General features: G+C 48.1%; 26 protein-coding genes. 15 read left to right on the forward strand and 11 right to left on the reverse strand.

The window, feature by feature from the left end; translation table 11 throughout:
• Positions 1–60: 60 nt before the first annotated feature.
• Complete coding sequence (locus BMY62_RS00790; protein ID WP_090655168.1) at positions 61–453, reverse strand: VOC family protein; 393 nt, start codon at positions 451–453, stop codon at positions 61–63.
• Positions 454–621: 168 nt separating this feature from the next.
• On the opposite strand from BMY62_RS00790, the gene BMY62_RS00795 reads away from it, so the two are divergent.
• From BMY62_RS00795 to BMY62_RS00820, 6 genes are all read left to right on the forward strand, one after another.
• Positions 622–1,143, forward strand: coding sequence for a lysozyme (locus BMY62_RS00795; RefSeq protein WP_090655171.1), 522 nt, complete (start codon positions 622–624; stop codon positions 1,141–1,143).
• Positions 1,115–1,618, forward strand: coding sequence for a lysozyme inhibitor LprI family protein (locus BMY62_RS00800; RefSeq protein ID WP_090655323.1), 504 nt, complete (start codon positions 1,115–1,117; stop codon positions 1,616–1,618). The genes BMY62_RS00795 and BMY62_RS00800 overlap by 29 nt, the downstream gene beginning before the upstream one ends.
• A gap of 107 nt (positions 1,619–1,725) precedes the next feature.
• Entirely contained in the window at positions 1,726–2,055 is a 330-nt protein-coding gene (locus BMY62_RS00805; protein WP_090655326.1) for an ArsR/SmtB family transcription factor, read from the forward strand.
• Positions 2,056–2,092: 37 nt separating this feature from the next.
• Complete coding sequence (locus BMY62_RS00810; protein ID WP_090655174.1) at positions 2,093–2,512, forward strand: ArsI/CadI family heavy metal resistance metalloenzyme; 420 nt, start codon at positions 2,093–2,095, stop codon at positions 2,510–2,512.
• Positions 2,513–2,514: 2 nt separating this feature from the next.
• Positions 2,515–3,012, forward strand: coding sequence for an arsenate reductase ArsC (locus tag BMY62_RS00815; RefSeq protein ID WP_090655177.1), 498 nt, complete (start codon positions 2,515–2,517; stop codon positions 3,010–3,012).
• Positions 3,013–3,043: 31 nt separating this feature from the next.
• Complete coding sequence (locus tag BMY62_RS00820; protein WP_090655180.1) at positions 3,044–4,330, forward strand: arsenic transporter; 1,287 nt, start codon at positions 3,044–3,046, stop codon at positions 4,328–4,330.
• Positions 4,331–4,577: 247 nt separating this feature from the next.
• Here BMY62_RS00820 and BMY62_RS00825 read toward each other — a convergent pair whose 3' ends face one another.
• Positions 4,578–4,937: a winged helix-turn-helix transcriptional regulator gene (locus BMY62_RS00825; protein WP_090655183.1), complete on the reverse strand. Its 360-nt coding sequence runs from the start codon at positions 4,935–4,937 to the stop codon at positions 4,578–4,580.
• A gap of 112 nt (positions 4,938–5,049) precedes the next feature.
• Here BMY62_RS00825 and BMY62_RS00830 point away from each other — a divergent pair, with 112 nt between their 5' ends.
• The 6 genes from BMY62_RS00830 to ahr all read left to right on the forward strand — a co-directional run bounded on the left by BMY62_RS00830 (position 5,050) and on the right by ahr (position 10,053).
• Positions 5,050–5,664, forward strand: a complete 615-nt coding sequence (locus BMY62_RS00830; protein ID WP_090655186.1) for an NAD(P)H-dependent oxidoreductase — start codon at positions 5,050–5,052, stop codon at positions 5,662–5,664.
• A 2-nt stretch (positions 5,665–5,666) separates the two neighbouring features.
• Positions 5,667–5,966 (forward strand): putative quinol monooxygenase, encoded by a 300-nt coding sequence (locus BMY62_RS00835; protein WP_090655188.1) that lies wholly within the window; start codon positions 5,667–5,669, stop codon positions 5,964–5,966.
• Between the two features lie 30 nt (positions 5,967–5,996).
• The gene (locus BMY62_RS00840) at positions 5,997–6,845 is read left to right on the forward strand and encodes an SDR family oxidoreductase (RefSeq protein ID WP_090655191.1); all 849 of its coding nucleotides are present in this window, start codon (positions 5,997–5,999) and stop codon (positions 6,843–6,845) included.
• A gap of 127 nt (positions 6,846–6,972) precedes the next feature.
• Positions 6,973–8,115: an epoxide hydrolase family protein gene (locus BMY62_RS00845; RefSeq protein ID WP_090655193.1), complete on the forward strand. Its 1,143-nt coding sequence runs from the start codon at positions 6,973–6,975 to the stop codon at positions 8,113–8,115.
• Between the two features lie 140 nt (positions 8,116–8,255).
• On the forward strand, positions 8,256–8,843 hold the full coding sequence (locus BMY62_RS00850) for a redoxin domain-containing protein (RefSeq protein ID WP_090655196.1): 588 nt from the start codon (positions 8,256–8,258) through the stop codon (positions 8,841–8,843).
• Positions 8,844–9,051: 208 nt separating this feature from the next.
• On the forward strand, positions 9,052–10,053 hold the full coding sequence (ahr, locus tag BMY62_RS00855) for an NADPH-dependent aldehyde reductase Ahr (protein ID WP_090655199.1): 1,002 nt from the start codon (positions 9,052–9,054) through the stop codon (positions 10,051–10,053).
• Positions 10,054–10,158: 105 nt separating this feature from the next.
• Here ahr and BMY62_RS00860 read toward each other — a convergent pair whose 3' ends face one another.
• Both BMY62_RS00860 and BMY62_RS00870 read right to left on the reverse strand, forming a co-directional pair.
• Positions 10,159–11,046, reverse strand: a complete 888-nt coding sequence (locus tag BMY62_RS00860; protein ID WP_090655202.1) for a hypothetical protein — start codon at positions 11,044–11,046, stop codon at positions 10,159–10,161.
• 386 nt (positions 11,047–11,432) lie between these two features.
• A complete protein-coding gene (locus tag BMY62_RS00870) occupies positions 11,433–13,115 on the reverse strand; it encodes a cytochrome c peroxidase (RefSeq protein ID WP_090655207.1) in 1,683 nt (560 codons plus the stop codon).
• A 372-nt stretch (positions 13,116–13,487) separates the two neighbouring features.
• Here BMY62_RS00870 and BMY62_RS00880 point away from each other — a divergent pair, with 372 nt between their 5' ends.
• Positions 13,488–14,387, forward strand: a complete 900-nt coding sequence (locus tag BMY62_RS00880; RefSeq protein ID WP_090655213.1) for a DUF6279 family lipoprotein — start codon at positions 13,488–13,490, stop codon at positions 14,385–14,387.
• 165 nt (positions 14,388–14,552) lie between these two features.
• Positions 14,553–14,924, forward strand: a complete 372-nt coding sequence (locus tag BMY62_RS00890; protein WP_090655219.1) for a rhodanese-like domain-containing protein — start codon at positions 14,553–14,555, stop codon at positions 14,922–14,924.
• Between the two features lie 191 nt (positions 14,925–15,115).
• Here the strand turns inward: BMY62_RS00890 and BMY62_RS00895 are convergent, their stop codons facing one another.
• The 5 genes from BMY62_RS00895 to BMY62_RS00915 all read right to left on the reverse strand — a co-directional run bounded on the left by BMY62_RS00895 (position 15,116) and on the right by BMY62_RS00915 (position 21,802).
• Entirely contained in the window at positions 15,116–16,423 is a 1,308-nt protein-coding gene (locus BMY62_RS00895; protein ID WP_090655221.1) for a DUF3422 family protein, read from the reverse strand.
• 166 nt (positions 16,424–16,589) lie between these two features.
• Positions 16,590–18,917 carry a nitric oxide reductase activation protein NorD gene (locus tag BMY62_RS00900; protein WP_090655224.1) on the reverse strand — a complete coding sequence of 776 codons (2,328 nt, stop codon included), beginning with the start codon at positions 18,915–18,917 and terminating at the stop codon, positions 16,590–16,592.
• A gap of 55 nt (positions 18,918–18,972) precedes the next feature.
• Entirely contained in the window at positions 18,973–19,779 is an 807-nt protein-coding gene (locus BMY62_RS00905) for a CbbQ/NirQ/NorQ/GpvN family protein (RefSeq protein WP_090655226.1), read from the reverse strand.
• 181 nt (positions 19,780–19,960) lie between these two features.
• Positions 19,961–20,317 (reverse strand): ribulose bisphosphate carboxylase small subunit, encoded by a 357-nt coding sequence (locus BMY62_RS00910; RefSeq protein WP_090655229.1) that lies wholly within the window; start codon positions 20,315–20,317, stop codon positions 19,961–19,963.
• A gap of 63 nt (positions 20,318–20,380) precedes the next feature.
• Positions 20,381–21,802, reverse strand: coding sequence for a form I ribulose bisphosphate carboxylase large subunit (locus tag BMY62_RS00915; RefSeq protein WP_090655232.1), 1,422 nt, complete (start codon positions 21,800–21,802; stop codon positions 20,381–20,383).
• Between the two features lie 248 nt (positions 21,803–22,050).
• On the opposite strand from BMY62_RS00915, the gene BMY62_RS00920 reads away from it, so the two are divergent.
• Entirely contained in the window at positions 22,051–22,971 is a 921-nt protein-coding gene (locus BMY62_RS00920) for a LysR family transcriptional regulator (protein WP_090655235.1), read from the forward strand.
• 46 nt (positions 22,972–23,017) lie between these two features.
• Here the strand turns inward: BMY62_RS00920 and BMY62_RS00925 are convergent, their stop codons facing one another.
• Both BMY62_RS00925 and BMY62_RS00930 read right to left on the reverse strand, forming a co-directional pair.
• Positions 23,018–24,580 (reverse strand): polysaccharide lyase, encoded by a 1,563-nt coding sequence (locus BMY62_RS00925; protein ID WP_090655237.1) that lies wholly within the window; start codon positions 24,578–24,580, stop codon positions 23,018–23,020.
• Position 24,581: 1 nt separating this feature from the next.
• Positions 24,582–25,121, reverse strand: coding sequence for a GNAT family N-acetyltransferase (locus tag BMY62_RS00930; RefSeq protein WP_256207370.1), 540 nt, complete (start codon positions 25,119–25,121; stop codon positions 24,582–24,584).
• Between the last annotated feature and the right edge of the window lie 15 nt (positions 25,122–25,136).

The raw sequence follows: 25,136 nt of genomic DNA on the forward strand, positions 1-25,136 counted from the left end.
TGCCGGAAAGTTTTATACAAATAAGCACTTGTAAACAAACGAACTGATTGGCAACATCGATTACTCGACAGGCGCGGGTTCCTCAGCAGCAAAATCCAGCTCGATTTTGGCGCCATCCGGATCATAGAAAAACAGTTGCCAGACACCAAGTTCCTGCATTCGGTTCAATTTGTAGGCGATATTGTGCTGCTTCAGTGTATCGATTGCCGACTGCAGGTTAGAAGCGGTAAATGCCATGTGGTCAATGACGCCTGGCGCCTGTTCCGGCATCGGTCGTTCAGCCATGATATGCAGAATGGAATGTTTCTGATCGCCTGCATAAAGCCAGGCTCCTGTCGAGTCCATTGGCGGACGGTAACCTGCGTGCAGTCCGAGTATTTCGGAATAAAATGCTTTGCTTTTTTCCAGATCGCTGCTGATAACGGTAAAGTGATTCATTCCTTCAATTGTCATACGTCTCCTCCTCATTCAACACAGTATAAACCCGACTGACGCATTACAGTGTATATTGTATTATGGTGCTGGAACAGCCCTTGAGTTGATCCAGATTTCCGGAGGTTCCAGACGGTCTGGTCGTGAGCCTCAGGGTGCGTCAGCGAGACAAAATTCAGGAGATCAATTATGCAACAATCTGTTCGCCATAAAATGAGTGATGACGGTTTGCAGCTGCTTATGTCGATCGAGGCATTCAGAGCCAGGCCGTATGATGACCAGACTGGTGCGGAAATTTCGGGATGGGTCAAGGGTGCGACAATCGGCTACGGGCATCTGATCAGCCGGGATGAATGGAAGCGATCGGGGGATACGTATAAACAGGGAATTACCAAGGCACAGGCCAGAATGTTATTTGAGCAGGATCTGGAGCCGTTTGTTGATGGTGTCAATAACAAGGTGACGGCTGATTTATCGCAAAATCAGTTCGATGCCTTGGTGATACTGGCATTCAACATCGGTCTTGGAAATTTCGGCAGTTCTTCCGCACTCAAACTGGTCAACGATCCGTCTGCACAGACCAGTTATCCCAGTCTGGAAGCAGCATGGAAAGCGTGGAAAAAGTCTCAGGGCAGAGTGATGCAGGGGCTCATCAACCGGCGCAACGCCGAGTGGAAAATTTATGCCGACAATATCTATGAGCACTGGTAACAGAATACACGGCAGATTGAACGGCTATCTGGTTTACTGTATTTGTGGCCTGGTTTTGCTGGGCGGGTTTGGCTGCTTAAGTGGTGCTGCATTGGCGCTTGATAATCCGGATGCGCCGGATTATATCGCTGAATTCAATAGCCGCGCACAAACCTATGAACGGGATATTCAACAGATTGCACAAACGACGCAGGATTATCTGACAGCGTACGCGGCATATGAACAATTTCTGGACAAGGAACTGAATCAGGCATACAGCCAGCTGATGGATCAGTTGAGTGAAGAAATGCAAAACGCACTGCGCGCATCGCAACGTAAGTGGCTTGGCTACAGGGATGCAGCATTTGAATTTATTGCGCTTAACTGGACAACGGAACACGTCGGCAGCGCTTCGGTTATTTCACGTGGAGATTACCGCACCACGATAATCAGAGACCGAGTGATGTTGCTGCTGCATTATTTACAAAATTATTGAGGTTCATCTCTGCCATTCAGTCGATGCAGGCCAAAATCAGGAGTGGTTGAATGATGATCGTCATCAGAAGATTTGACGCCCATTATTATTTCCACTATATTGGAAATATGGAAATGAATTTGGCAATCAGAGCGCTTGGTGCATTGGCGCAGGAAACGCGCCTGACGATATTCAGGTTATTGGTACAGGCTGGAGAGTCAGGACTACCGGCGGGCCAGCTGGCAAAACAGCTGGATATTCCGAATGCAACTTTATCGTTTCATCTTAAAGAACTGGTCCATGCCGAGTTGGTTGTAGCCAGACATGAAGGTCGTTTCATTTATTATTCGGCGGATTTTGCAACCATGAATTCACTGTTGAGTTTTCTTACCGAGAATTGCTGTGCCGGCATCCCATGCAACACGGTTGAAATTGACTGTGATGAAACACGTAGCTAGTCACTTTTTTTCTTTTATTGAATCAGGGAGGTTGTTTATGAAACGCTTTCATGTACATATTGCCGTCGATAACTTGCAGGCTAATATCCGTTTTTATTCTGCATTATTCGGTACTGAACCGGTAATCCGCAAGACCGATTACGCCAAATGGATGCTGGATGATCCTTTGATTAATTTTGCAATATCAGCACGTGGTGCAAAACCGGGTCTTGATCATGTGGGGATACAGGCGGACTCCGATGAATCATTGAATGAAATAAATCAACGCCTCGTTCAGGCAGGCCTGTCAGCCACTGAACAAAAAAGCGCACAGTGCTGTTATGCGACATCCAACAAATACTGGACGGTTGATCCGCAAGGCATTGCATGGGAAGCGTTTCATTCGCTGACAACGATTCCTACATTTGGGAAGGATGTGCCAGTTCCAGTTAAAACCAGTTCCTGTTGCAGCGCATGATCATGAACGTATTGTTTCTTTGCACGGGGAATTCCTGCCGTTCCATTCTCGCCGAAGCTGTTTTCAACCATCTTGCGCCTGATGAATGGCAAGCCATGAGTGCAGGTAGCAAGCCCGCCGGTCAGGTTCATCCGCAATCACTGGTGTTGCTCGAAAGTGAAGGTATTTCCACCGAGGGACTTTTCAGTAAATCATGGGACAGCCTACCAGCCGCGCCAGATATCGTGATAACCGTATGCGGTAATGCGGCTGGTGAAGCCTGTCCAGTTTATCTTGGCACTGGACTGCGCACGCACCGGGGTGTTGACGATCCGGCAATAGCCACGGGCTCTGAAGATGAAATTGATGCGGCATTTATGCACACATACAGGACGCTTCGTTCGGGTATAGAAGCTTTTCTGGCATTGCCGTTGAATGAATTGCGCCGAAATACTTCTGCTTTAAAAGCAGCGCTGGACAGCATTGTAAACCTGCGTTTTATACAGCACCATTCCGGATGAAAGTCATTAACGTTTTTTTGAGCATAGCGACATGCTGATTGCTGCTATTATTTTTATCGTTACGCTTGTATTGGTCATCTGGCAGCCCAATGGTTTGAGTATTGGCTGGAGTGCCCTGATCGGAGCAGTAGCGGCACTTCTGTTTGATGTGGTGCAGTTCAGTGACATCCCGGTGGTCTGGGCAATAGTCTGGAACGCGACGACGGCCTTCATTGCCATCATTATTATCAGCCTGCTGCTTGATGAAGCGGGTTTTTTTGAATGGGCCGCGCTGCACGTGGCGCGTTGGGGGCGCGGTAACGGCCGTTTGCTGTTTGCGTATATTGGATTACTTGGTGCAGCAGTGGCTGCTTTTTTCGCTAATGACGGTGCGGCTTTAATTCTGACGCCAATCGTGATGTCGATGCTGCTGGCGCTCGGCTTCGGTCCTGCTGCCACACTTGCCTTTGTCATGGCGGCTGGCTTTATCGCCGATACAGCGAGTTTGCCGCTTGTGGTGTCCAACTTGGTAAACATAGTAACCGCCGATTATTTCAGCGTGGGATTTGCCGAGTACGCCGCAGTCATGATTCCCGTTAATGTCATTTCCGTAAGCGCAAGTCTGATTGTGCTTTTTATATATTTTCATCGTAGTGTCCCCGTTCAGTATGATGTTTATCAGCTCAAGGCACCCAGAGAAGCGATACGTGACCTTGCCACATTTCGCGCCGGATGGCTGGTGCTGGTATTGTTGCTGATTGGTTTTTTTGGTCTCGAGCCAGTTGGTGTGCCGGTCAGTTTGGTTGCGGTGACCGGTTCTCTAATACTGCTTGCCGTTGCAGCGTGCAGTCATGTGATAAATACGCGCAAGGTAATTCTTGATGCACCATGGCAAATCGTTATTTTTTCGCTAGGCATGTATCTGGTGGTGTATGGTTTGCGCAACGAAGGTTTGACCGGTTACATCACCAGTTTACTGGATTTTTTTGCCGGTTACGGCGTATGGGGTGCAACTTTAGGAACCGGTTTTCTGACAGCCTTTTTATCATCCGTTATGAATAACATGCCCACCGTACTGATTGGTGCGTTGTCTATCGATGCATCCGTGGCAACAGGCATGGTCAGGGAAGCCATGATTTACGCCAATATTATTGGATGTGATCTGGGACCTAAAATAACACCGATCGGCAGTTTGGCAACGTTGCTGTGGCTGCACGTTCTTGCGCGTAAGCAAATGGTCATCACATGGGCATATTATTTCAAAGTAGGTATTGTATTGACTGTTCCGGTATTACTTGTAACCTTAACCGGTCTTGCTGCATGGCTGAGTATTTTATAAGTCCGGTTGCCGTTTTCTTTTGTAAAAATACATGATCCCCGGTTTCTGGATGCAGTATTGAAATTTATCATTTGATGCGTGTATCGAATTGTGTTTATGCCAGTGTGGGGTTCGAAATTACTGAAGAATTCGATTGCTGGGTGTTGACAGAAGAAACAAATGACACGCTATGATTGCATAGTAACTATTCAGTCAAATCAGGTGTATGCTTGAAGCTGATAAAAATGATGTGATCTTAGTGAATGTTTTATATCCTGTGTTCTAGTGACCAGTCTTTTAAGGCCTCCAGGAAGTCCAAGGCTGTTCGGCCAAAATCCGTGATTTCGTAACATACTGCAAATGGTTTGGTGCTGATCACTTCTCGTTTGATCAGTTTGTTTTCTTCCATTTGTTTGAGGCGATCATTGAGAACCTTTTTACTTGCACCGCCGAGTTGTCTGGCCAGATCATTAAAACGAACTGGATGATCTTTCAGGTGCCATAAAATTGACCCCGTCCATTTCCCTCCAATAACGCGCATGCCACGTTCAATCGGGCATGGCTCAAAACAGGGATCCAACGCTTTACGCTGTCTCGTGATATCTGTGTGAAATTCCATTTTTCCCATTATCGAAAAAAACTCCTTCTTCTTAAATAAAATAGGTTACAAAAAAGTAACTGGTTGCTTATTGTAACCAAGCGCCATAAACTTTACAAGAAATTGATGAATAGGAGGGTATATGAATAACATTTTAATGATAAATGGACACCAATATTATCCGTTGGCAGAAGGGCTTTTAAACAAGTCGTTATTTGAAAAGGCGCACAGCTATTTCAGAAGTAACAACTATGAAGTCAAAACCACCATCTCGCAAGAAAGCTATGGTGTGGAGGAAGAACTGAGAAAACATCAATGGGCCGATGTGGTTATCTTGCAGATGCCCGTAAACTGGATGATGGTGCCATGGTCTTTTAAGAAATACATGGACGAGGTTTACACAGCAGGAATGCGTGGTGCTTTGACCGTTGGCGACGGTCGTAGTGCAGAAGCGCCAAAAGAAAATTACGGTACGGGCGGTACGATGACTGGTAAGAAATATATGCTGTCCCTCACCTTCAACGCGCCCGAAGAAGCGTTTAACAATCCCAGCGAATATCTCTTTCAGGGTAAAAGTGTGGATGACCTGTTATTCCCGATGCATATGAATTTCCGCTTCTTCGGTATGGCGCCTTTAGAGATGTTTGCCTGTTTTGACGTCATGAAAAACGCAGATATCGACAATGATTTCAAGCGCTTCCAAGCACATTTAGACAAACTGTTTGGAAACCCTGATTACTTGATGAAAGCGAGTTAAAGATGGACGCACATTTTTATACGATTGCCGTATTCACGGCAAAGGAAGGCCGCCTGAGCGATTTGAAGAGAATACTGGAGGCGTTGGCCCTGGAAACAAGTAAAGAACCGGGTGCCCTGGAATATTTTTTCGTGCATGACCAAAACCACGATACCAACACAATTGTATCCTATGAAAAATGGATAAATGCTGAAGAAGAGCGCAAGCATTGGAAAACGCCGCATCTGGTTCATGCAATTAAACAGCTGGAAGATATTCTGGATGGTGCGCCGGTCATTCACAAGGGCTCAAAAATCATTTAACAAAACCATTCAATCAAAGGAGACTGAAAAATGAATAAGACAATCTTGATAACAGGCGCAGGTTCCGGCCTGGGCCATGGTACCGCAATTGGGCTGGCAAAAAACAAGCACAAGGTCATCGCAACCGTTGAGAACTGGCCGCAGGCGAGCACTTTGATAAGCGATGCCAGGCAGGCTGGCGTAGCACTCACTGTTGAAAAACTGGACTACCTGAACAAGGATGATCACGACAACATCCTGCGTAAGTATGGAGAAAAAATTGATATTTTCTGCCCTAATGCCGCCACAGGCGAAACCGGACCGATTGCTGAAATACCGGTTGACAGAGTTCGCCATGTCTTTGAAGTCAATGTGTTCAATACATTGGCACTGGCACAACGTTTTGCTGCAGTTTTTGCCAGGCGCGGCTATGGTAAGATTTTTTTCACTTCTTCGATTGTCGGGTTTTCAACTTTCCCGTTTCTTGCGCCCTATGTAGCTTCTAAACATGCGCTGGAGGCTATTGTTCAATTGATGCGCGAGGAAATGGAAGGCACAGGTGTTCAGATCGCCACCATCAATCCAGGCCCGTTCCGCACCGGCTTTAATGACCGCATGTATGACACGCTGGACCAATGGTATGACCCCGCCAAAAATTTTACACCGGAAAAACCGATTCGTGATGTGCAAAAACGCTTTAGTGGCGATGAATTGCAGCTTGACCCGCAAGCCATGATAGATTTCATGGTGGGCATCATTCCGAAAGATGAACATAAGTTTCGCAATGTTTATCCCGAGCGTTTTATAGAAGATGTGAAGGAATATCAGGCAAGCTTGTGGGAACAGCGCGCTTCTCCAAAACCGGCAGAAAAAATCCAGTTTGAACAAAATCGCCAATAGGCAGCATGCATGACCGGCGCTACCAGTTTAATTCAATGCAGAAAAACACCGGATGTGCATAAAGTTGATACGCTGCGGAATAACGCTGAAAGATTCGACTGGCTTAACATTAACGAGGAAAACAACCATGAACGAAATTCACGAATTTAAAATTAACGCTACCGAAGAACAGCTTAGCAATTTGAAAGCACGGCTTAAGCTGACCCGCTGGCCCAGCAAAGAAACGCCCGATGATTGGACGCAAGGCGTTCCACTGGCCTATATGCAAAGGCTTCATGGTTATTGGCTAAATCAATATGACTGGCGGGCACGGCAAGAGAAACTCAACCAGTGGCCAGGGTATACCACCAATCTTGACGGACTTGACATACATTTTCTGCATATCCGGTCACCACATAGCAATGCAAAACCGCTATTGCTAACCCATGGGTGGCCAGGCTCGATTGTTGAATTCCAGAAAGTTATTTCACCTTTGACGGATCCTGTCGCGCATAATGGCAATCTGGAAGATGCATTTCATGTGGTATGCCCATCCTTGCCCGGATTTGGCTTTTCGGGAAAACCTACAATACCCGGTTGGGGGGTAGAAAAAATCGCCACGGCCTGGAACACGCTGATGGTGCGTTTGGGTTACGACCAGTATTTTGCGCAAGGCGGCGACTGGGGAGCCATCGTAACTACGATGATTGGCATACAGAATTCAGGAAACTGTAAAGGCATTCATCTGACCATGCCGCTGGTCAAACCCGACCCTGATACGATGGATGATCTGAGTGCACTTGAAAAATCAATTTTGGCAGCGGTTGAATTTTATCAGGAACAGGATTCGGGCTACTCCAAGCAGCAAACGACACGTCCACAAACACTTGGTTACGCTCTGGCCGATTCACCCATAGGTCAGGCTGCCTGGATCATTGAGAAATTCTATCAATGGATGGATTGTAATGGACAGCCTGAAAGCGTCGTTACCTTTGACGAGTTGCTTGACAACGTCATGTTGTATTGGTTGCCTAACGCCGGCGTCTCCTCGGCGCGCCTCTACTGGGAAAGCTTTGTCAGCAGTGTGAACAATAATGAACCCGTTACCCTACCGGTCGGATGCAGTATTTTTCCGAAAGAGTTTTTCAAGACCTCGGAACGGTGGGCCAGGAAACGGTTTAACAATCTGATCCATTTTAATCTCGTGGATAAAGGTGGCCATTTCGCGGCGTTTGAACAGCCGCAAATCTTTGTTAAAGAAGTACGCGATTGCTTTCGAAAGATACGCTGATTTCGAACTAAATCCGGTGTTGACTCTTCCACGTTTTCTTGTCATTTCTCAACATCAGATGAAGGATTAACGCTGGCCAGCAAGTATACGCTCAGCTACAGACAAACATCATTCAGCATCAATTGACAGAGGATCAGATTATGTTATCCAAAACCGAACACTTGAAACTTCGTGCCATCGAAGTTCTCAACGAAAGAATTGAGCGAAAAATTATTCCGGTAGGCAGCATCCTGCCCAATGTAACAATCAGGACTTTCGACGGCCGTGAACAGAAAATCAGTGAATTTCACCAGACAAAACCACTGCTCATCGCCTTTATGCGGGCTTCTTGGTGTCCGTACTGTCGCGCTCAAATGGAGATGATTAACGGCATGGCAAAATCCTTCAAACAACTGGGGTGTGAGATCGTGGTCATTACGAGAGAAACGCCCGAGGAATCGACTTTCTCATCAGAAGCGGCGGTTCTGGTCACAGATTTGACAAACGATTTCGGTAAAAAACTCGGAATGACATATTTTGCCACCCAGGAGATAACGCAGATCTATAATGATCTGGACATAATTGGCGATGTCGAAGGTTATTTCGACACTAGCGAATTGAACGTGCCAGCGACCTATATCATCGCTCCCGGTAAAGGACAAATCATTTTTAAACATGCAATGCGGGACTACACAAAACGGGCAACCGGTTCCGAAATCATCATCGAGCTGTCGCGGTTGAACAACTGAAGAATCCGCCTTTACTAGCGTTTAATGTATGTCCCGGCTTAAAAGTTGCTTTCTGTATAATTAATTGATGCCCAGATACATCCAGGATACAACGTGTTTTCTGTCTTTCCCGGGTAAACGAAGTGTAATGGCATTTGCTTTCTGGCATGCACAACACCGATACTTATATTTTTGGGATACATAAAATCTGACAACGAGGACAATTGACATGATTAAGGCCTATGCTGCAATGGAAGAAAAACAGGTGTTGCAATCATTTGAATACGATCCTGGCGCACTGGGCGATTATCAGGCTGAAATAGAAGTTGCCTATTGCGGTATCTGTCATAGCGACATCAGCATGATAGACAATGAATGGGGAATGAGCACGTATCCGCTTGTACCAGGTCATGAAGTCGCCGGCACAGTTTCAAAAGTCGGACGCAATGTGACTTCACTGAAAATTGGCGACCGGGTAGGGCTTGGCTGGCACTCGGGTTATTGCAATCATTGCGCCGCCTGCAATACGGGCGATCATAATCTCTGTGCAACGGCTGAACAGACAATTGTGGGCCGCCATGGCGGATTTGCCAACAAGGTGTATGCAGATGCAAACAGTATTGTAAAGATTCCGGACGCAATGGATCTGGAAATCGTAGGCCCTTTGTTTTGTGGTGGTGTGACGGTATTCAACCCTTTGTTGCAGTTTGATGTCAGGCCGACAGACAAAGTTGCAGTGATCGGAATTGGTGGGTTAGGTCACCTGGCGCTGCAGTTTTTAAATGCCTGGGGATGTGAGGTAACGGCATTTACAACCAGCGAAGCCAAACGCAAGGAGGCATTGGGCCTGGGTGCTCATCAAACGCTCAATTCCCGTGATCCGGCGGCACTTGAAGCAGCTGCAGGGCGTTTCGATCTGATTATTTCTACAGTAAATGTCAAGCTGGACTGGCACCTGTATTTAAGCACGCTGGCGGCCAAAGGCCGCCTGCATTTTGTCGGCGCCACACTGGAGCCGCTGGACCTGAACGTCTTCGATCTGATTATGCAGCAGCGGTCGGTTTCAGGTTCTCCGGTTGGTGATCCATCAACAATTGCGAAAATGCTGAACTTTGCGATCCTGCATGATATTAAGCCCGTCGTTGAGGTTTTTGATATGGCTGACGCCAACACGGCCATTGCCAGGTTAAAAGCTGGCGATATCCATTATCGCGCTGTTTTGAGAGTTTAACAGCACGATACTGGATATCTTTATGAGTCACTCGTATCAGTTTTTGCCGCACTGCTGCCCGTTATTGTTCGTATGGCGGCCTTTTGGCTGGACTTTATCGGCCTGTCAGGCAAAACGGTGTCTGAACAGTCCAAACGTGGCCAGTCCCAGTATCAGTAACATGAGGGGGGATGGTGACTGAACGGTGCAGGACGGCTGGCCCGGCCCGCCGCATGTGCCGAAAGTAATACTTCCCATATTATGGGAAACGGCAGCAAAATTCCATGCATCAATGTTCGATCCATGGTAAGCGCCGGGCGTCAAAGTGTCGCCATTCGCCTGCAGACCCGTCGCGACAAAACCTGTTGTGGAGTTGTCGTTGATGCAATAGGTCGAGGGATCGGCACGGCAGGCATCCAGGCCGGAAACAAATAGTGGTGACAGCGGATCGACAACTGCCTGTGACGTTGGATAACCGCCGAAAATTCCGCTGAACTGGCCAACGCCGATTCGGTCATTAATGTTGTTAATACCCGATTGGAAAGAATAATGATCGGTACCCAGCACCAGTCCCCCGCCGCGCAGTGCCAGCTGTTGTGCGTAATTCTGAATCCATGCTTCTTCTGAAGACATGCCATTCGCGTTCGTCCAGGTTACATCAGATGAAATGATACGGCCATCGAGAATAAGATTCTGGTTGGTCAAGCCATTGTACCAGTCGCCAATATTATTGTAGTTTTGCACCTGGTTGGCATTTAGATCAGTACCCGCATACAGGTCGTACACAAATACCTGATCAAACGACGAATAGTCAGAGTAGATGGCGGCATCAAGAAAGCGTGTTGTAACGGTGTGTCCGGCGTTAGCCAAAAACTGGGCTATGCGGTTTCCATCGTCGACATAAGCACCGTAATCATCTACATGGGCAAATAAAATATTTGCCGAATGCGCCGCAACTGAGCCCGCCAGCAGGCAGGTGGCAATAGTTGTTTTAACTATATTTTTATTATTCATATTTTCCTCCAGATAATACTCGTAGATTATTTACATGATGATGGTTTGAATAAATATATATGAGCTAAATGCAAGAAATATGCCAGAAAATTAAGTTGGCTTATAATCAGATGGTTATCCTGAAAGTTTGCTGGCTGACAATTTTTAACACCAGTAAACTGTAAGTTATGTCGACATTGTTTTCAGGTTGCGCTGCAGCATCTTGAATTGTCGCCATCAAAAAAATGTATCTGTGTGACTGTCGTAGCAGCATGACATTTCGTGAAAAAAGCGGCAGGGCCATCATGCAATCTACTTCAGACGGGTCGGAACACTCAGCATTCATTTTTCGGCTGAGAGTTTCCGGCCAACGGGAAATGCGGACAGACGATTACCTCGTCCGTAACTTATTCATAATCTTCGTTTAATGCACGAAGAAAAGCTGCCAGTGGGGCAGCATCGTTTTCATGGATGTGAACATCCAGAAGATCCGGTGACGCATTTCTTAATTGTCCGTTACGTGCAAGCGCGGCAGTTTGTCTATATAACTCGATGACGTCTTCAAGTGTGTCGAATTGCCCGTTATGCATAAAAGGTGCCGAATGCTCCAGATCGCGAAGTCCGGGTGTTTTGAACATGGCAATACTTCGATCAAGCAGATTCTCTGCAGCACACGGATGGCGCCGTGTATCAGTATAAAAATGCGGCTGCCGGTTTTTATCCTTGCGCGCTTCCTCGCACAGCAACTGACTTAGCATTATCTGTGTTTTTGGAAAATCCGCATTAGCATAAATATTCCATACACCCAGATCGATGCGCTCGGGATGGCTGATGTCGGGTATGGCACGATAGGGCTCCATTGCGTTCGGATGTTTTTCAGTCGCTGGCAGATATGTCAGGGGATTCTTGCGGCGCTCGGCAAGACCCGGAATGAACATGGTGGAAAATGCACCTTCACCATGAATACTGTCATATTCAATTTGAGTGATACCGGTATTATGCACCGCAGAATCCGTAAAATTCGGCGCCTGGTGACAGGCAATGCAATTGGCTGCCTTGCCTGCACCAAGTTGTCCGTGCGTTGCTGCATTGAAAAAAATTTTCATACCTGCCAGTTCTTCAGGTCCAAAAACGAACGGCTGGTCATGAAAGACAAATTCGTCATCCTGTTCGGTAACATACTGCGGGTTTTGCAACCGGCTGATTCGTTTTGACAGCCGCTGACTGTAGTGAGCATCGCTTTCACCTTTTGCCGGTTTTTGCGGCAGACCGTTTTTTGCCAGAAACACATCATAAGGTGTCAAATTGAAATTTCCGTCCTCATCTCTTGAAAATTGCAGATCTTCGACATAAGCGGCCGTAATGCGCGTAACTGCGTCAAATATTACCTCGTCGCTGGCCGTTTCAACATCAATTCGAAATTCTTCCGGTAAACGGAATGCTTCCGGTATTGACGGGTCGGTACCTTTTAAAATGACTGCATATGCGCCGCCGAATTCTCGGGCAAGCTCTCCCTGTCCGTCGTCGCTGCGAATGATATGGGCAAAGTGTCTGATTGCTTCGTCCTTTTCTCCGGGTAACCATCCAGCCATGCGGCCGGTATAAGTGGCTTTGACCAGATCATGCAGGGATGCGAATTCACCGTCAAAGTGAAACATGACACCGCCTTTGAACCCCGGGCGCTTCTTGCGTGGCAGCGACGCATTAACCAGCGGCGGGCTGTTGCGTACAGCATGCGTTCTGCCATCTTCGCGCGGTTGTAACGGACTGCGCCGTGCAAAATCAGCATAGGTGCGCATGCCGCCATCTTCAGTATCAAGGTGCTGATCGACAAGATGGCAGGCTGCGCAATTCATAGATTGCCCGGAAAACGGTCCCGGGAGCGGGCTGCCGGTTGTTTCGGTAACATCCATTGTCGTATCGCCGCCACTGTTGTGTACAGCAAAGAACTGGGCAAAGCGGGTTTCCAGAAACAAACGTTCTCCAATGGCAATTTCAGCCGGATCAAATTCCCCTTCGGCGGCTGAAAGACCGGGACACCCGGAAAACAGGATGAGCAACGTTGTCATCATTCTGATAAAAAATTTCATCTCTTATTCCCCTTTGTATGTATGATTATTATTCTAACAATAATAAGAATGCGATTAATTCTTGTTATCGTATATAGATTATACCCGTAGACGAGAAATTCAGCGATCATGCAATGGCCAATGGCATCAACAACTAACTGAAATTATCTCTTTCATTGACATCGACATGTTATTGTTAAGTGACAAACCCAGGTGATGGTATGGTTTGGCAGATTTGTGCGCTCCAAGCGTGTGCCGCAATGATGATAATCAAAACGGCTGTCGCCAGAATGAACAAAAACGCTCAGAGCTGGCTGCCAAGATACAATGAAAGTGTCTTCGGTTTTGTAACCCGTCTGTGTATGATTTAAACTGAACGAAATGAAAAAGTGTATGAATAAATCGATTGCAATCATGATGCTGTCAGGTCTGTTGTTGCTGTCTGGCGGGTGCAGTGTTGTGCGGCTGGGATATGATCATGGGGCTAGTCTGGCGTGGTGGTGGCTGGACAGCTATGTCGATTTCGACCGGAACCAGAAACCGCATGTAAAGCAGGCAATACAAGACTGGTTTGACTGGCACCGCGGTGCTCAACTGCCGGTCTATGTCGACTGGCTGTCTGACGTACGCAGCCGGATAGACGGTCCGTTGACTTCAGAACAGGTTTGTCGCTGGTCAGAGGAACTGCAGGAAATGCTCGCGCCTGCATTTGATCACGGCGCACAATTGGGTGCTCCGATAGCACTGCGGCTCGGTGAGGCGCAATGGAAACATCTGGAAAAGCGTTACGCAAAAAGCAATGACAAATTGCGCAGCGAATATCTGCAACCTGATCCTGAAGACAGATTGGATGCCGCTGTGAAACGGACAATCAAGCGTGTTGAAAATTTGTACGGTGCGATAAACAAGAGTCAGCGGGCGCTCATTATCTCCGGTCTTCAGGCTTCTCCATTCGATCCCGAAGCTTGGTTGAACGAACGGCAACGCAGGCAGCGGTCGACATTGACCGTCTTGCGGCGGATCGCCGCTGAATCCGTACCGGCTTCGGCTGCAGCAGCGGAATTGCGTCAACTGATTGAACGCACGCACCGTTCTGACGATGCCGATTACCGGTCGTATCAGCTCAGGCTGTCTGAACATATCTGCAGCTTCATTGCCCACTTGCACAATAACACTACCAAAGCGCAGCGTGAGCATGCGCACGACAAGCTGAAGAAATGGGAAAACGATTTGCGTGTATTGTCTGGTAGCCATCAACGCACGGGGAAACATTTTCGGATAGCGGCAGAATGATGACTGTTCAATTTGAACCGGAAAATGCGACTGCAAACCCTTGTTCATCGGCGCTGCGTTTTTTTTTTGAAGTAATGTTGTTTTCAACGGTGCGCATTGCAGCCGTGATGATGCGAATTTATATTCTCATCCGTCAGTTACGATGCCCGACAAAAAGGAGGAGAAATGCTGCATAACACAGGTTTTCTGAAATTGGTTGATAATGCAAAACAGCGGATCAGAGAATGTACGGCGGCTGAAGTGATGGCCAGGCTGGATAAAGGAGTGTCATTTCATTTTATCGATGTACGCGAAGATCATGAGTATCAGAGTGATCACGCCGCAGGTGCCCGTCATCTGGGTAAAGGTATCATCGAACGAGACATAGAAACACAGATTCCTGACAAACATGCGCCTATCATATTGTACTGCGGCGGTGGGTATCGATCAGCTCTGGCAGCGGATGCGCTGCAGCAAATGGGCTATACCAATGTATTATCAATGGCAGGCGGCATTAAAAGCTGGCGTGATGCCGGGTATCCGATGGAAAATGATTAAGTGGTTTGACGGACATGGCCTGGTAATTTGAGTATTAATCTGCTGCAGATACAAGTTGTTTCTCTGGGTTCTGGTTCTGCAATATCATTTCTTGCAATTGAGCTTCATTTATAAACGGTCTGTATGCCAGATATCAGGTGACCGGTTACACAAAGAGAATAGAATAAATGCTGAAATGGTAAGCTTCCGTTTTAATCCAATTTGAGAAATTTATCGTGAATACGGCGTGTTACATACCACACGACACAAATCACGATCGGTATCATTAATCCGACAGTCAGTTCGGGATGGACTGGAAATCCGGCAGCCTTGCCTGCTTTGGTCAGATACAATAGCAAACTGATCACGTAATATGATATGGCTGCAATGGACAGGCCTTCCACGGTATGCTGCAACCGCAACTGCAGTTCCTGTCCACGCGAGAGCTTTTCAAGCAGTTGCTGATTTTGTGTCTCGACCAGAATGTCAACCCGCGTACGTAACAGTGAACTGGTCTGGGCCGTACGTTCAGAGATCGATACCAGGCGCTGGGCGGTCGTTTCAACTGTTGTTATGGCTGGAGAGAGACGCCGCAGCATAAACTCTCCGATAGTTTGCGTTCCAGGTACCGCTTTTTCTCTCAGCTCCGCAATGCGATGGTTCACCAGTCTGTTATATGCGTGTGTCGCTGAAAATCGATACATATGTTCAACTGTGGCTCTTTCGATGCTTACTGCCAGTGAAATAAGCGTTTTCAGCAAGGCTTGATCAGAAGTCGCCTTGTTTTCAAGTTGAGTTGTAATAGCAGCCAGTTGCTGTTCAGCTTCGGTCAGTTTAGGGCCGAGTTGCCTTGCGATCGGCAGGCTGCGCAGCGCCATAAGGCGATATGTTTCGATTTCCAGCAGTCGCTGGGCTATTCTGCCCGCCCGTGAATTGGATGTATCAGCGGCTGAAATGACGAGCATACGCTCAAAGCCGTTGTCTCGCAGCATAAAATCTGTCACGGCAATTGAATGATTGTTTCTGCCGACGAGAGATGCAACGACAGGGCGATTGCCAAACCAGTGATTGGCTAACGCCAGCATTTCTTTGGGTCGCTTCAGGTCACCCTTTACCATGACAATTTTAATTGCAGCGATTGTCTGTCCCGGTATTCCTGTAACCCAGTCTTCTGGTAAAGCCAAAAACGAAAGAAGCTCGGGTTCTGTCGCATCAAGCTGAGCACTCTCAGGCAGTGGCTGCACCGATGTATAGCTTGTATACTCGGAATGACGTTCCCAGGTCAGGGTACAGCCCTGCAGTCTTAAACGTAAAAAATTGCTCTGCAAATGCTCGGGTGCCAGTGATTCCTGATCCGGTAGATGAGACAGGTGCCGGTATTCCTGTTCAGGTGTTATGCCATTGTTAAGCACTGCAATCCGGACAACCAGAGCCGGCAGCGAAATACGCTGGCTCGGTCGTGCGTGAACTTCGTTATGCAAGGATGTGCGCTGCGGATCAGCAGTGGGTAAAGCGATCATGTGTATATGTAATTAACGCAGTTAGACAGGTTGATGTGTGCTTAACTGAAGCTTACAGCAAATGACACGGTTTTTGTGATCGTTAAGCTGTCATCGATAGAACCAGCCTGATTCATTCAATCCGCTTCAGGTATTGCTCCGATTAGCAGACTGGGTAGTGAGTCAATCAGCGTGTCAACCCGGCATACAGTACCGGCAGTTTTTCCGGAAGCCGTTCCACATGGTCGACAACCATATAATTTCGCTCTCCGAAAATACGAGATACATATTGATCGGCACGTGGATCAAGACTCATGCAGAAGGTGATAACACCTGATCGACCGGCTTCCTCAACGGCTTTTTTGGTATCGAAGCGCAGGTATTGCGGGTCGCGTACATCAATATCAGCCGGTTCGCCGTCGGTGATAACGAGGAGCAGTTTCTTTGCCGATTTCTGCTGTTTCAGGTATTGACTGGCATGACGGATGGCCGCACCCATACGTGTAGAGAGCTGTCCAGTCATGCCTGCCAGCTTGGCTTTCGGAATTTCGTTATAGGGTTGTTCGAAATCTTTATAGCGATAATACTCCACGTCATGGCGGCCGTCGGAGCAAAAACCATGAATTGCGAACGGATCGCCGATTTTGTCGATGGCGTTGGCCAGTAGCACGGTGGCCTGACGTGTCAGGTCGAGCACAGTAAAATCCTGGCCCTCAACCTTCTCGTTGGTCGATTCCGACATATCGAGCAATACCAGTACGGAAATATCGCGTATCTTGCGCACCGAACGCATCATGATTCTGGGGTCAGGCTGCATATGCATGCGAATATCGATAATCGATCGTATCGCCGCGTTAATATCGATTTCATCACCGTCTTCGAGTTTGCGAATCCGGCGCGTTCCCTGAGGCTGCATGGCGTCTAGCAGAAATTTCATGCGACCGATTTCACGTTTGTACTGTGCGGCGATGTCATCGATGCACTGTATGTCACCGAGTCTGGCGCGTTTTTCCTGAACCGTGGCCCAGTCGGGACGTTCAAGCTGAATCTGGTAATCCCACTCGGAATAATGAAAGGGGGGCGATACCGGTTCTCTGCCTTCCATATCATTATAAGAGACGCCGGAATCTTCATACGGAAAGAATTCAGTGCCCATGACCCAGATTTCCTGAGCATCATCGCCGGCAGTTTCAACATCTATTTCATTGGCGAATTCCATGACGCTGACATATTTGCGTACCTGTTTTGGCGGTTCATAACCGGCGATTTGTGCTTTCTCAAAATCAAATTCCTCAAATTCCCAGAAATAACGGTTATCATCGCGGTACGGTGTGCTAAGTACGTCGGTACGCGGGTTAAACGGAATATTTTTTTCAAGAATACTGTGGGCAAGCTGAACACCGATATCCCATGAAGTCTGGTGATCATCAAGTCTGTTTTGCGCAGCTTTAAACAAACGACGGCCCTCTGCAATCCATTTGTCTTTGTCCTTGTATGCTGGATCCAGCAGGGCGCGCGCGAGGCGGTTGAGAAAGTCGCCCATGGTGGTGTTCATGTCAGGCGTAGCTGAGTGCAGGGCGGACCAGGTCTGGCGCAGGCCCGGAAAGCGGCGTATTGATAATTCCTCCACGCGCGCATCCTCAATGATGGATATGACGGCCATCTGCAACGGGTTCAGACTTTCGGCCGAAATCGGTTGCCTGGTTTCGACCAGATGTGCAGCAGCATGCGCTGATGCAGCACGGTAAACTTCGGTGGCGGGTACATCGCCGAAATTATCAAATGCATCGGGCAGATGAATGAAATAGTTTTCAATAAACGGTTTGTAGCCTTCGCGCGTTTCATAGTCTCCGGAGGTGGGTTTCATGAAAAAATCACGGGCCCACAGTGCGCGCAGGTACATGTTGATACGGCGCTGAACATCGACAAACAGTGTTCCTTTACGCTCTTTCTGTAATACGGCAAGTGATTCCTTGGATTCCAGGTTGAAATAACGCACCTGTTCTTCGTAATCGGTACGGTGGGCATGCGCGCCCCACATCGCCCAGCGGCGCAGACCGCCTAGTGTGAGATGTTCAAACAGAATCTCCAGCTTGTCGAGCATCGGTCGTGCACCACGGGGCGCCTGCGCGATCAGGGTGCTGAGAAACTGCAGATAATGCTGAAACAACTGCGCATCCCCCAGACGTCTGGCTGCGGTAGGTGCCGTTGCCAGCACCAGTTCTATTACTGCGCCGGAAGTTTTCGATGCCAGCGCCAGTACCGATGTTGCCAGATCGGCGAGTACGTCTTCACCGATTTCCTTGGCAACCTGGGGTATTTCATCAATCCAGCAGTCAACCGGTCCGCGCCCGCGACCCAGGTTGCGCAGCGCAGATATGCCTTTCAGATAATTATCCAGGCCGCGCGGTGAAAAAACCTTGACCGCTTCGGGCCAGGCGTTTTTCAAAAGCGCCATCGACTCAGGTTCCAAGTTTTTCAGCAGCTCATTGTAGTCATCCAGATGTACACTCATGACATCACCCGCATTAGTTAGTCTGACAGTGGAATATTATTTCGTTGATGCAATATCAATTAAAAAATGTCGATACGGCCGCATCAAGCGCATCACGCATATCGGGGTCATCTGTGATTGGTCGTACCAGAGCGACACGGCAGGCAGCTTTCGGATCGACTTTCTTGACAATCAGGCTGCCGGCATAAATCAGCATGCGCGTGGAAATACCCTCATCGAGACCGTGTCCTTTCAGATTACGCGCACGTTCAGCGATTGAAACCAGTTTTTCTGCAATATCATGTGAAACGCCAGTTTCATGTGCGACAATTTCACTCTCGATCGCATGGTTGGGATAATTAAAATCCAGTGCGCCAAAACGCTGCTTGGTCGATTGCTTGAGATCCTTCATCAGGCTCTGATAGCCGGGGTTATAGGAAATCACAATTTGGAAATCTTTATGGGCGTTGATTAACTCGCCTTTTTTCTCCAGTGGTAAAACGCGACGGTTATCAGTAAGCGGGTGGATGACAACGGTTGTGTCCTGGCGTGCTTCGACAACTTCATCCAGATAGCAGATCGCACCGTGACGCGCAGCAACGGCAAGCGGACCATCCTGCCAAGTGGTGCCACTGGCGTCTAGCAGATATCGCCCCACCAGATCGGATGCGGTCATGTCCTCGTTGCAGGCGACGGTGATCAGTGGTTTCTTGAGCTTCCAGGCCATATACTCGACAAAACGGGTTTTCCCACAACCGGTGGGCCCTTTTAGCATCATCGGCATACGTACGGAGTAGGCCGCTTCATAAAGTTCCACTTCATCGCTGACAGGATGGTAATAAGGTTCTGTTTTAACACGGTATTGGTCAGTAATTTTGCTCATAACGAACTCCTGTGATTAACCCATCAGGGTTTTCTGTCTGGTGGAAGATCGCTGTTGAGTAATGGATCAGTCAGCGGTCTAACAAAAAATATAAACAAATTAAAAAAGGCCGAAAAAAAACCCCCGCCCCTTTCGGGTAGGGGGCCTCAATAAGCTTATGGTATTTCTCGTGTTTGAAACCTTATACGGTTTTGCCGCGATAAATAACCATGGATGTACCCTGGCTTTGTGCAAAATTATCATATCCGATCAAACGTACATGATTGTTTGGGTTGGCCTTATGGCAGGCTTCCGCTTCAGCCAGGATGCGCGCCACGTCTGTTTCGCCGAACATGGGCAGTTTCCACATATACCAGTAGTTGTCCATCAGATGCTCTGGTTCGGTATGCTCGATGGCGGGGTTCCAGCCTTTTTTGACAATATATTCAACTTGCTTCTTGATCTGCTTTTTATCCATCGGGGGCAGATAAGAGAATGTTTCAAATTTCCGGCTGGCTGGGTCGCTCAGGCGGCTTTTGTAATCCAACATTTCAGACATTTGTATGACTCCTGATTAAAATTTCGAGTGCCGGCGCACAAAACATGTGCGCCGGAAAATTGTTTACTTGTGTGCCACGTCCAGCTTGTCGACTGTGTCGAATTCGAACTTGATTTCTTTCCATGTTTCCATGGCGATTTTCAGCTCCGGACTGTGCTTGGCAGCATCGGTCAAAATCGCTTTGCCTTCTTTCTCGATTTCAACACCACGGTTACGTGCTTCTACACAGGCTTCGAGTGCCACACGGTTTGCGGCTGCGCCGGCAGCGTTGCCCCATGGGTGACCTAATGTACCGCCACCAAACTGCAGGCACGCATCGTCACCGAAAATGGCAACCAGTGCCGGCATATGCCAGACATGAATACCACCGGAAGCAACCGGGAATACGCCAGGCATAGAACCCCAGTCCTGATCGAACATAATGCCACGGTTGCGGTCTTCCTTGATAAAGCTGTCGCGCATGAGATCGATCCAGCCGAGTGTAGCGGCGCGGTCGCCTTCAAGTTTTCCAACAACCGTACCGGAATGGAGATGGTCGCCACCGGATAGACGCAGTGCTTTTGCCAGTACACGGAAATGGATACCATGATGCGGGTTCCGGTCGATTACTGCATGCATTGCACGGTGAATGTGCAGCAGAAGGCCGTTATCACGGCACCAGTTGGCCAGCCCTGTATTCGCTGTGAAACCACCGGTCAGGTAGTCATGCATGATAATTGGTGCGCCAAGTTCTTTCGCGAATTCAGCACGTTTGTACATTTCTTCCGGTGTTGGCGCGGTAACGTTAAGATAGTGGCCTTTGCGCTCGCCGGTTTCGCGTTCAGCTTTGTGAATGGCTTCCATCACAAATTCAAAACGCTGACGCCAGCGCATGAAAGGTTGGCTGTTAATGTTTTCGTCATCCTTGGTCAAATCAAGACCGCCGCGCAGACATTCATATACGGCACGACCGTAGTTTTTTGCAGAGAGCCCCAGTTTTGGTTTAATGGTACAGCCCAGCAATGCACGACCGTATTTGTTGAGTTTGTCACGTTCAACCTGAATACCATTAGGTGGTCCACCGCAGGTTTTAACGAAAGCAATTGGAAAGCGGACATCCTCCAGGCGAAGGGCGCGGATCGCTTTAAAGCCGAACACGTTACCGACCAGAGATGTAAATACGTTGACGACAGAACCTTCCTCGAACAGATCAATCGGATATGCGATAAAGGCATAGAAACAGGTATCATCGCCAGGTACGTCTTCAATGTGATAAGCGCGTCCTTTGTAGTAGTCCAGATCGGTTAACAGATCAGTCCAAACGGTTGTCCATGTACCTGTTGAAGACTCGGCCGCAACGGCAGCTGCGGCTTCTTCACGGTCAACGCCAGGCTGAGCGGTGATTTTGAAACACGCCAGAATATCCGTGTCCAAAGGTGTATATTCGGGCATCCAGTATGTTTGCCGATATTCTTTGACACCAGCGCTATATGTCTTTGCCATGATTTTCTCTCCTGATTAATCCACTCGATTCGGTTTGCAAAACTAAACAAGAAAAGAGAGGAGGGTTAAGTAACAAATTAGTAACGAAATTAAGTAACAATCAACGAAACAAACGAGAACATTTGCAACATAGGTGGCACTATAAAGAATATTTATCATAAGAACAAATCAATTATTTTGATGTATATGATAATATTATGCTTATAGTAACCCCCAACCCTTCAACCAGCCATCCATTTAAATACTGATCGATGTTACATGTGACAATAAGACAACTGACCGTATTTGAGACAGTCGCCCGCCATTTGAGTTTTTCACGTGCGGCGGAAGAGCTGTATCTATCTCAACCTGCTGTTTCAATGCAGATAAAACAACTGGAAGAGAATATAAGTTTGCCTTTGTTTGAGCAAATGGGCAAGCAAATTCATTTAACTGAGGCAGGAAACGAACTGTATCTGTACAGCCGGGACATTCTGCAGCGTCTGGCTGATCTGGAAGTGGCGCTTGACGAACTAAAAGGTATGGAGCGCGGTAAGCTAAATATTGCGGTCGTTACGACAGCCAATTATTTTGCTCCGCATCTGCTGGCCAAGTTTTGCCAGCGTTATAGCGGTGTCACGGTGAGCCTGAATGTTTCCAATCGTGAATCGATTCTGAAGCAGCTCGACGAAAATGCTGTCGATCTGGCGATTATGGGGCAGCCGCCGGATAATCTGGATATTACCAGTCAGTCGTTTATGGAAAATCCGCTGGTTGTTGTCGCGCCGACAAATCATTTACTCTGCAGAAAGCAGCGAATTTCAGTAAAGCGGCTGGCTCAGGAGACTTTTCTGGTACGCGAGCCCGGTTCGGGTACCCGAAGCGCTATGGAACGGTTCTTTCAACAGCATGGTGTGCGGATTAACAAAGGCATGGAAACCGATACAACCGAAGCCATCAAACAGGCCGTGCAGGCAGGTATGGGGTTGGGGATTGTATCGCTTCATACAGTTGAGCTGGAATTGGAAACACAGCGATTAAAAGTGCTCGATGTGCAGGGTTTTCCGATACCACGTTTCTGGCACGTGGTCATTCGAAAAAACAAACGTTTGTCCGCCCTGGCGCAAACATTCAGGGATTTTTTGCTGATGGAAGCCGCTTCACTGATACATAACGCCGGGAAAAACGGTTGAGCTGCGGGTTGATCGGATTGGCTGTGTTGCTTTGACCGGCAATCGGTTATTTAACGCGTGATGATCGCATCGGACCGATATATCGTGAAGCAATCACCAGATTGTCGATATATACAAAAAATGCAGATGCCGGTTTGGCTGTACCACCGTGATAAAAATTGAGCCATAAGCTTTCGATGTTGAGTTCTGTCGTTTTACGAAAGCGAAGATCCGATTTGTGAAAGATTTTGCGCCCGTCAATCCATACCGTCAATTCGCCATTGGCCATACCGGGATCGTTCAGTTTCAGAAACTGTTCAACCGCGTACCAGCGGTTTTTCTGCAGCAGACTCAAGGTATTGTTCCAGGAAATCGTTTCGCCATAATTTGATTGACTGTCCAGATGATAGACATAATTGCCGAGTGGGATCGTACCATTGTATTTCGAATTGGGTGTTGCCTGCAGAAAATAGGCGCCGCGCGCTGACCAGCCGTTGTAACCGTCAATCGCCCTGCCGCCCCATCCAGCCCTATCATACGTGCCCGAGAAACCCGGCAGTTTGCCACCGTCTGTTGGCTGCCAGTTGTTTCCGAACCGTAAATAATAGCGAAAGTACATTTGCTCCGGCTCGCGACCGATAAGACGCCTAAATCGGTAATGGCCGGTAAAACCAAAATTTGTTTTTGAATTGAATGCAATCTGCAGGGCGCTGCCATCAAGTGGTTTGAAACGGTCGATGCGGTAATCGGTATCGACAAGCCGGTATGTGTCGTAGTGACCTACGTCGCTTAGGTGTTCCTGCCAGCCCGCATTCAGTGTTAAAAAACCTCGTGGCTTATCGAAAGTCTCGGCGAGAATGACATCGGGATGATCGGCCAGCCCGTGATCACCTGGATAATGCCAGGCAATCCCGCGTTCAACTTCACTGGCTGGCGGTAATGGCGCAACCGTATATACGCCGATTTGCACGGTGCCGTATTGCTTGTCGGTAGTCGTTAGATACAAGCTTGCTTTGCTGATTTTAGCACTGTCCAGTTCCAGAAAGCGTTCGTTGAACGCAATCAGGGCCGGGGTATGCGCGCCAACCTGCAATTGTGGCTGATGACCAAGTGAGTAATGCGTCGTGGCCGATAATGTGGTATCCCGTGTAACTTCAAATGTTTTAATTTCGTTATCGGTTGTGGTTATCGCCAGAAAGGGCGCTGCCGGATAACCGGCTTCGGTTGCGTCGAAGACAATCGCGCCATCACCGGATTCTTCTTTTAGATAGGCGCCATGATAGCTGCCGGGTTTGTCAATCCAGTACTTGATCAGCGCAGTTACGTCCAGCGAGACCGGTCTGGTCGTGTCCAGGTCCTCGACAAGCGTTGTCGAGAATGCCGCATTGCCATATGGTGTGCCATTGCGGTCGATCCAGTCACCAAGCTCGCGCCGCCATAACAGCTTTGCGGAGCCGTCGGCATAAATAAAGGTTGCACCGTCCCTGATTGCTTCGCTGCCCTGCGACCAATAGACATCACTGTGTGCGCTAAAAGAGAAAAACAGCAAACATATTGCAGTGAGACTATGCGATAAGGTATGCGTCAGCCCGCCCAGGCATGTCATTGATATACGCATTGATTTGTCCATATTAAATGCGCTTTTCCAGATATTCGATTGTCAGTCCATCGACCTTCGGAACACCGATTTTCAATTGTAGTGGATAAGGCTCCTGGCTACCGATCCGCTGATAGCCGCGGCGCTGATAAAATGCAATGAGTTCGGGGCGCTGCGAGACGACGAACATGCGGATTCTCCGTGCCGCCAGTTCCTGCCTGGCGATATCTTCAGCCTGATGCAGGATATGCTTGCCGACACCGATACCCTGGTAATTCGGGTGTACCGAGAAAAAGCCGATATACGCATGACATTGTTCTCTGGACAAATAGATACATGCGGTGAGCAGTTGTTCCAGATAGACCACATAAAACCGCGCGTCGGGTTTTGCCATTGCGGTGGAGATTTCGTCGAGGTTGGTGCGGTCACCGCCGATGATATGTGTTTCACGCGTCCAGCCGGTCTCTCCACGGTATGTCAGGTTGATTAAGTCGCAGATGTCGCGGCAATGAACGGGAACGGCCGGTTCAAGGATGAGCTGGGAAAGATCGATTGTTTCCAGTTTCTGTTTCAATGTTGCTTTGATTCA

Origin of the sequence: Nitrosomonas marina (assembly GCF_900111605.1) — a bacterium.
GTDB classification, from domain to species: domain Bacteria; phylum Pseudomonadota; class Gammaproteobacteria; order Burkholderiales; family Nitrosomonadaceae; genus Nitrosomonas; species Nitrosomonas marina_A.